Source organism: Pseudomonas sp. AGC41 (assembly GCF_057334555.1).
In genome coordinates this window covers 1-7,756 of sequence record NZ_JBHFJB010000159.1, presented here as the reverse complement: position 1 = coordinate 7,756, position 7,756 = coordinate 1, and the positions used below count along the sequence as shown (strand labels likewise).

Here is a 7,756-nt window from a genome sequence, read left to right as displayed (position 1 = left end):
CCCCCCCCCCCCCCCCCCCCCACAGGGGGTCTTCATTGAGTTGGAGAACACCCTGGTTCCGGTCGGCAACAAAATTTTTCGCAAGGTCAGCGTCAACCAAACAATGTGGTAAAGACCACACAGGGAGAAAACATGGCTGTTGATATTTTCATCAAGATCGGCGACATCAAGGGCGAGTCCATGGACAAGGTCCACAAGGACGAGATCGACGTCCTGAACTGGAGCTGGGGCATGTCCCAGACCGGTAACATGCACGTCGGCAGTGGCGGTGGCGCGGGCAAGGTGAGCATCCAGGACCTGTCGCTGACCAAGTACGTCGACAAGGCTTCGCCGAACCTGATGATGCACTGCGCCAGCGGCAAGCACGTCGACAAGGTCAAGCTGACCGTGCGCAAGGCCGGCGGCGAAAGCCAGGTCGAGTACATGATCATCAACCTGGAAGAAGTGCTGATCACTTCCCTGAGCACCGGCGGCTCGGGCGGCGATGATCGCCTGACCGAAAACGTCACCCTGAACTTCGCCAAGGTGCTGGTGGACTACCAGCCACAGAAAGCCGACGGCACCAAGGAAGGCGGTCCGGTCAAGTTCGGCTGGAACATCCGTCAGAACGTCAAGGTGTAATCGAACACGCCCCCGGCGCCACGCGCCGGGGGTGTTTGGTGCTTGCTCGCAACCCATCCTTTCCCTTCCGGTGTCTGAGTCATGGCCAAGCCTGCGTTTATCAATTTGTGGAAAGCCTATTCCGATTTGCTGGTGACCCATCCCGACGCGAAACCTTGCGACGGCCCTTGGGCAAACCAGTGCGCGATTCGCATGAGCATCACGCTCAATACCGAACTGACCATCAAGGTCAACAAGTCCACCTACACCGAACCCAAATGTGCCCATGGGCATGCGCGTGGGGCCGAGTCATTGGCAAACTGGCTGTGGAAACATCATCTGGGCCGCCCGTTGATCCTTGGCGGAACTGCCGCGGATCGACGCAAGCTCCAAGACAAGACCGGCCTGATTTTCTTCAAGGATTGTTTCCAGCAAGTGGGGGAAGCCTCGGAGGGTCGTACTGGCGATCATATCGACCTCTGGAACCGTGGCCTGACCCTCGGTTATGACGATCCGGCCTATCGATCCCGAGCGATCTGGTTCTGGGAGCTCGTATGATCAAGGCCCGTTGCGCGATATGGGTCGGCTGCCTGTTGACCAGCCTGACCGCCTGTGCCCAGCAGCAGTCGCCATCGGCGACTTCCTCCGTCCCGGTGGAGCATGTCGTCTCGATGGGTGGGCAAACGCTGACGCTGGAGAACGACCAGGCGCGCTGCGTGCTACGCAAGCCCGACCAGACCCTGATGCCACTCGACTTGGCCTGGCCCTGCCAGTTCACGGTCGATCGACAAGGCAAGCCCCATGTCGAGACCTTCGGCAACGTGCCCATTGTCATCGTTGTCCATGTATCGGCTGGCCCTCATAACAATCAGGAATGTCGCTCCGAGTACCGCGCCATACGCCAGATCAATGGACAGCTCGAACCCTCGATCATCGCTCGCAACGCCAGCTGCATGCGTGGCGCAGGTGACCAGAAGAATTACACGGGCCTTTTCACTTGGTAACCGAAATCGCCACCCGCGATCGCCTGCAACCGTCCCTGCTGGACCGGCTGACCGACGACGATCCGAGCAACCCGAAGGAAAGCGCCGACAAGCGCGTGCTGTCCCTTACCCAATTAAAAGCCTCGGTGCTGCGTGACCTGGCGTGGCTGCTCAACACCACGTCGTTGCTCGACGCCGACGCCACGCTGCACACCCCGGCGGGCACCTCGGTGGTGAATTTCGGGCTGCCGGCGCTGGCCGGCAACAGCGCCTCGAACATCGATGTGCCCGCGCTGGAAACCCTGATCCACCAGGCCATCGCCACCTTCGAGCCGCGTATCTTGCGCCACACCCTGCGCGTGCGCGCCCGGGCAACCGCCGAGATGAACCATAACGCCCTGAGCTTCGAGATCGAAGGCGATCTCTGGGCCCAGCCGGTGCCGCTGCGCCTGATGCTGCAAACCGACCTGGATCTGGAGACCGGCCACGTGCGCGTAGTCAACGCCGACCAGCGGAGACGTCCATGAACCCGCGCCTGCTGGAGCTGTACAACCAGGAGCTGCACCACGTGCGCGAAAGCGCGGCGGAGTTCGCCCAGGAATACCCGAAGATCGCCAGCCGGTTGTCGCTGGCCGGCATGGACTGCGCCGACCCGTACGTCGAGCGCCTGCTGGAAGGCTTCGCTTATCTGACGGCAAGGGTGCAGCTCAAGCTCGACGCCGAGTACCCGACGTTCACCCACAACCTGTTGGAAATCGCCTATCCGCATTACCTGGCGCCGACGCCGTCGATGACCGTGGTGCAGATGCAGGCCGACCCGGACGAGGGTTCACTGAGCAGCGGTTTCCCGCTGCCCCGTGACACCGTCCTGCGCGCCGCCCTGGGTCGCGAATCCCAGACCTGCTGCGAGTACCGCACCGCCCACGCGGTGACGTTGTGGCCGTTGCAGGTCAGCCAGGCCGAGTACTTCGGCAACCCGTCGGCGGTGCTCGGGCGCCTGGCCGCCAGCGAACCGAAAGCCAAGGCCGGCCTGCGCCTGACCCTGCGCACCGGTGCCGAACTGCCATTCAACAGCCTGGCCCTGGACAATCTGCCGCTGTATTTGAGCGGTGCCGACGAACAGCCCTTCCGCCTCTACGAACAACTGCTGGGCAATGCCTGCGCGGTATTCGCCCGCCAGCCTGGCGGCAACTGGGTCGAACGGTTGCCGCAGGATGCGTTGCGCGCGCAAGGCTTCGATGACGCCGAGGCCGCGCTGCCAGTGGTGTCGCGGGCGTTCCAGGGTTATCGCTTGCTGCAGGAATACTTCGCCCTGCCGCACCGGTTCCTGTTCGTCGATTTCACCCAGCTCGGCCGCGCGGTCAAGCGCTGCGATGGCCAGGAGCTTGAGCTGATCGTGCTGTTCGACCGCCACGATCCGAGCCTGGAAGGCAGCGTCGGCGCTGCGCAATTCCTGCCATTCTGCACGCCGGCGATCAATCTGTTTCCCAAGCGCCTGGACCGCATTCACTTGTCGGACCGGGTCAACGAACATCATGTGATTGCCGACCGCACCCGGCCGATGGACTTCGAAGTGCATTCGCTGACCGGGCTGGCTGGCCACGGCACCGGCCCGGAGCAGCCATTCCTGCCCTTCTACGCCGTCCGTGATCCGTCCCGCTATGGCCGCGACAAGGCCTATTACACGGTGCGCCGCGAACCGCGTGTGCTGTCCAGCGATCAACGCCGCAACGGCCCGCGCTCGACCTATATCGGCAGCGAGACCTTCGTCAGCCTGGTGGACAGCCAGCAAACGCCCTATCGCCACGACCTGCGTCAACTGGGCGTGACCGCGCTGTGCACCAACCGCGACCTGCCGCTGTTCATGAGCGTGGGCAACGGCAAGACCGACTTCACCCTGGCCGACAGCGCGCCGGTTGGCGCGGTGCGCTGCGTCGCCGGGCCGAGTCGTCCACGGGCCAGCCATGCCCACGACGCCAAGGCCTGGCGGCTGATCAGCCAGCTGTCGCTGAACTACCTGTCCTTGAGCGAACAAGGCCAGGGCGCGGCCGCCCTGCGCGAACTGCTGCGCCTGTATGGCGACAGCAACGATGCGGCGCTGCAATTGCAGATCGAAGGCCTGCGCGAAGTCAGCAGCAAGGCCTGCACCCGGCGCCTGCCGATGCCCGGCCCGATCGTGTTTGGTCGTGGCCTGGAGATCACCCTGGAATTCGACGAAAACGCGTTTCGCGGCACCGGGGTGTTCCTGCTCGGCGCGGTGTTCGAACGCTTCCTGGCACGCTACGTGTCGATCAACAGCTTTACCGAGACGGTGATCCGTACCACCGAACGCGGCGAGATCATGCGATGGAAAGCCAAGCCCGGACGGCGTCCGACCCTGTGAGTACCCTGGAGGCGATGCACCAGGAACCCTGGGAATATGACTTCTTCCAGGCGTTGCGGCGCATCGAGTGCGAATCCCCCGAACTGCCGCGCCTGGGCCATTCCCTGCGCCTGGCCGATGATCCGCTGCGCCTCGGGCAACAGGCCGAGTGCACCTTCGCCCCGGCGACCCTGGCCTCGGTGCAACCAGGCGTCGACGGCGCACCGGCGCGCCTGGAGCAGTTCTTCTTCGGCCTCGGCGGCCCCAACGGCCCGATGCCGCTGCACATCACCGAATACGTGCGCGAACGCCAGCGCAACAACGGCGACAGCACCAGCAAACGCTTCCTCGACGTCTTCCACCATCGCCTGCTCAGCCTGTTCTACCGGGCCTGGGCCGAAGCCCGGCCGACGGTCAGCCATGATCGCCCGGATGATGATTACTGGTCGGCGCGCCTGGCGGCACTCAGCGGCCGGGGCATGCCGAGCCTGCTCAACCAGGGGCTGATTCCCGATACGGCGAAGCTGCACTACAGCGGTCACCTGTCGGCGCAAACCCGCTACCCGGACGGTTTGAAAGCGATCCTCAGCGAGTACTTCGGCCTGCCGGTGGAAATCGAAGAATACGTCGGCCAATGGCTGGAACTGCCGGAGCGCAGCCGCGTTGGTGTGAGCGCCCATCAACTGGGCGTGGACTTCTGCCTGGGCCGCTACGTGTGGGATCGCCAGCACAAGTTCCGCATTCGCCTGGGACCGCTCAAGCTCGTCGACTACATGGGCATGCTGCCCGGCAGCCAACCGTTCAATGAACTGGTGGCCTGGGTCGCCGAATACCTGGGGCACGAACTGGACTGGGACCTGAACCTGGTCCTGGAGCAGCCCGAAGTGCCCGCGCTACAACTCAATGGCCGTTTCCGCCTGGGTTTCAACACCTGGCTGGGACGCCCCGAAAAAGATGCCAACGATCTAATACTGGCCCGGCATTACGCCGAACAGGCCAACACCTCACAGACCTCAAGGAGCCATGAGCATGGGTGAAATCAGTCGCGCCGCGTTGTTCGGCAAACTCAACAGCGTGGCCTACAAAGCCATCGAAGCCGCCACCGTGTTCTGCAAGTTGCGCGGTAACCCCTACGTGGAACTGGCCCACTGGTTTCATCAGTTGCTGCAACTGCAGGACTCGGACCTGCACCGCATCATCCGCCAGTTCAACATCGAGCCGGCGCGCCTGGCCCGCGACCTGACCGAGGCGCTGGATCGTCTGCCACGGGGATCGACCTCCATCACCGACCTGTCTTCCCATGTGGAAGAAGCCGTGGAACGCGGCTGGGTCTACGGCAGCCTGATGTTCGGCGAAAGCCAGGTGCGCACCGGTTACCTGGTGCTGGGCATCCTCAAGACGCCAAGCCTGCGCCATGCGCTGCTGGGCCTGTCGTCGGAATTCGACAAGGTCAAGGTCGAAGCCCTGAGCGAACGGTTTGACGAATACGTCGGCGACTCGCCGGAAAACGCCCTGACCGCCAGCGACGGCTTCAACGCCGGCGCCGTGCCCGGCGAAGCCAGCGGCGCGATGGCCCCCAGCGCCATGGGCAAGCAGGAAGCGCTCAAGCGCTTCACCGTCGACCTCACTGAACAGGCCCGTAGCGGCAAGCTCGACCCGATCGTCGGCCGTGACGAAGAAATCCGCCAACTGGTGGATATTCTCATGCGCCGTCGGCAGAACAACCCGATCCTCACCGGTGAAGCCGGCGTCGGCAAGACCGCCGTGGTTGAAGGTTTTGCGCTACGCATCGTCGCCGGCGACGTGCCGCCCTCGCTCAAGGACGTGGAGCTGCGCAGCCTCGACGTGGGCCTGTTGCAGGCCGGCGCGAGCATGAAAGGTGAATTCGAGCAGCGCCTGCGCCAAGTCATCGAAGACGTCCAGGCCTCGCCAAAACCGATCATCCTGTTCATCGACGAAGCCCACACCCTGGTGGGTGCCGGTGGCGCCGCCGGCACCGGCGACGCGGCCAACCTGCTCAAGCCGGCCCTGGCCCGCGGTACCTTGCGCACCGTCGCCGCCACGACCTGGGCCGAGTACAAGAAGCACATCGAAAAAGACCCGGCCCTGACACGCCGTTTCCAGGTGGTGCAAGTCGCCGAGCCGTCAGAAGACAAGGCCCTGCTGATGATGCGCGGCGTGGCCTCGACCATGGAAAAACACCACCAGGTGCAGATCCTCGACGAAGCCCTCGAAGCCTCGGTCAAGCTGTCCCACCGCTACATTCCCGCGCGCCAGTTGCCGGACAAGTCCGTGAGCCTGCTGGACACCGCCTGCGCCCGCGTCGCCATCAGCCTGCACGCCGTACCGGCCGAAGTGGACGACAGCCGCCGGCGCATCGAAGCGCTGGAAACCGAGCTGCAGATCATCGCCCGTGAACACGCGATCGGCATCGCCATCGGCACCCGCCAGACCCAGACCGAAAGCCTGCTCGCCGCCGAGCGCGAACGCCTGGCCGAATTGGAAAGCCGTTGGGCCGAAGAGAAAACCCTGGTCGACGAACTGCTGGAAACCCGCGCCACCCTGCGCGAGCGCGTCGGCCTGGTGGACAGCGAGGACGGCAGCGAAGCTTCCGACAACGACAGCCATGCCCTGCGCGAGAAACTGGTGGACCTGCAACAGCGCCTGACCGCCCTGCAAGGCGAGACCCCGCTGATCCTGCCAACCGTGGATTACCAGGCCGTGGCCTCGGTGGTCGCCGACTGGACCGGTATCCCGGTGGGCCGCATGGCCCGCAACGAACTGGAGACCGTGCTCAACCTCGATCAGCACCTGAAAAAACGCATCATCGGCCAGGACCACGCCCTGCAGATGATCGCCAAGCGCATCCAGACCTCGCGCGCCGGCCTCGACAACCCGAGCAAGCCGATCGGCGTGTTCATGCTCGCCGGCACCTCCGGCGTGGGCAAGACCGAAACCGCCCTGGCCCTGGCCGAAGCCATGTACGGCGGCGAACAGAACGTCATCACCATCAACATGAGCGAGTTCCAGGAAGCCCACACCGTGTCTACCCTCAAGGGCGCACCACCGGGCTACATCGGTTATGGCGAAGGCGGCGTGCTGACCGAAGCCGTGCGGCGTAAACCGTACAGCGTGGTGCTGCTGGACGAGGTGGAGAAAGCCCACCCGGACGTGCACGAGATTTTCTTCCAGGTGTTCGACAAAGGCGTGATGGAGGACGGCGAAGGCCGGGTGATCGACTTCAAGAACACCTTGATCCTGCTGACCACCAACGCCGGCACCGAGTTGATCGCGCAGGTCTGCAAAGACCCGCAGAACGTGCCCGAGCCGGAAGAAATCGCCAAGGCCCTGCGCCAGCCGCTGCTGGAAATCTTCCCGCCGGCGCTGCTCGGCCGCCTGGTGACGATCCCCTACTATCCGCTCAGCGACGAGATGCTCAAGGCCATCACCCGCCTGCAACTCAACCGCATCAAGAAGCGCGTGGAGAGCACCCACAAAGTGGCCTTCGATTACGACGACGCGGTGATCGACCTGATCGTCTCGCGCTGCACCGAAACCGAAAGCGGCGGGCGCATGATCGACACCATCCTGACCAACAGCCTGCTGCCGGACATGAGCCGCGAGTTCCTGACTCGCATGCTCGAAGGCAAGGCCATGGCCGGCGTGCATATCAGCGCCGTGGATAACGAACTGAAGTACGATTTCAGCGACGCGGCCTGATTTAAGGTAATACCGCATGACCCCTGTGGGAGCGAGCCTGCTCGCGAATGCAATCTGTCAGTGACATCCATGTCGACTGACACACCGCGTT

7 protein-coding genes are annotated in these 7,756 nt (G+C 63.8%); all 7 read left to right on the top strand.

Annotation, left to right across the window (positions count from 1 at the left end):
• Nucleotides 1–132: 132 nt before the first annotated feature.
• Nucleotides 133–621, top strand: coding sequence for an Hcp family type VI secretion system effector (locus tag ACE04F_RS27560; protein WP_186615146.1), 489 nt, complete (start codon nt 133–135; stop codon nt 619–621).
• Nucleotides 622–702: 81 nt separating this feature from the next.
• The gene (locus ACE04F_RS27555; protein WP_186633603.1) at nt 703–1,158 is read left to right on the top strand and encodes a type VI secretion system amidase effector protein Tae4; all 456 of its coding nucleotides are present in this window, start codon (nt 703–705) and stop codon (nt 1,156–1,158) included.
• Nucleotides 1,155–1,604, top strand: a complete 450-nt coding sequence (locus ACE04F_RS27550) for a hypothetical protein (RefSeq protein WP_486110709.1) — start codon at nt 1,155–1,157, stop codon at nt 1,602–1,604. Before ACE04F_RS27555 ends, ACE04F_RS27550 begins: the two co-directional genes overlap by 4 nt.
• Entirely contained in the window at nt 1,598–2,110 is a 513-nt protein-coding gene (tssE, locus tag ACE04F_RS27545) for a type VI secretion system baseplate subunit TssE (protein WP_305497870.1), read from the top strand. The genes ACE04F_RS27550 and tssE overlap by 7 nt, the downstream gene beginning before the upstream one ends.
• On the top strand, nt 2,107–3,966 hold the full coding sequence (tssF, locus tag ACE04F_RS27540) for a type VI secretion system baseplate subunit TssF (protein ID WP_305497869.1): 1,860 nt from the start codon (nt 2,107–2,109) through the stop codon (nt 3,964–3,966). The genes tssE and tssF overlap by 4 nt, the downstream gene beginning before the upstream one ends.
• Entirely contained in the window at nt 3,930–4,982 is a 1,053-nt protein-coding gene (tssG, locus tag ACE04F_RS27535; protein ID WP_486110706.1) for a type VI secretion system baseplate subunit TssG, read from the top strand. Before tssF ends, tssG begins: the two co-directional genes overlap by 37 nt.
• A complete protein-coding gene (gene tssH, locus ACE04F_RS27530; protein ID WP_486110704.1) occupies nt 4,975–7,665 on the top strand; it encodes a type VI secretion system ATPase TssH in 2,691 nt (896 codons plus the stop codon). Before tssG ends, tssH begins: the two co-directional genes overlap by 8 nt.
• Nucleotides 7,666–7,756: the final 91 nt, after the last annotated feature.

What these genes read in the sequence shown, in the direction of transcription:
- ACE04F_RS27560 (WP_186615146.1), top strand. Translation starts at nt 133, where the DNA reads ATGGCTGTTGATATTTTCATCAAGATCGGCGACATCAAGGGCGAGTCC.
- ACE04F_RS27555 (WP_186633603.1), top strand. Translation starts at nt 703, where the DNA reads ATGGCCAAGCCTGCGTTTATCAATTTGTGGAAAGCCTATTCCGATTTG.
- ACE04F_RS27550 (WP_486110709.1), top strand. Translation starts at nt 1,155, where the DNA reads ATGATCAAGGCCCGTTGCGCGATATGGGTCGGCTGCCTGTTGACCAGC.
- tssF (WP_305497869.1), top strand. Translation starts at nt 2,107, where the DNA reads ATGAACCCGCGCCTGCTGGAGCTGTACAACCAGGAGCTGCACCACGTG.
- tssG (WP_486110706.1), top strand. Translation starts at nt 3,930, where the DNA reads ATGGAAAGCCAAGCCCGGACGGCGTCCGACCCTGTGAGTACCCTGGAG.
- tssH (WP_486110704.1), top strand. Translation starts at nt 4,975, where the DNA reads ATGGGTGAAATCAGTCGCGCCGCGTTGTTCGGCAAACTCAACAGCGTG.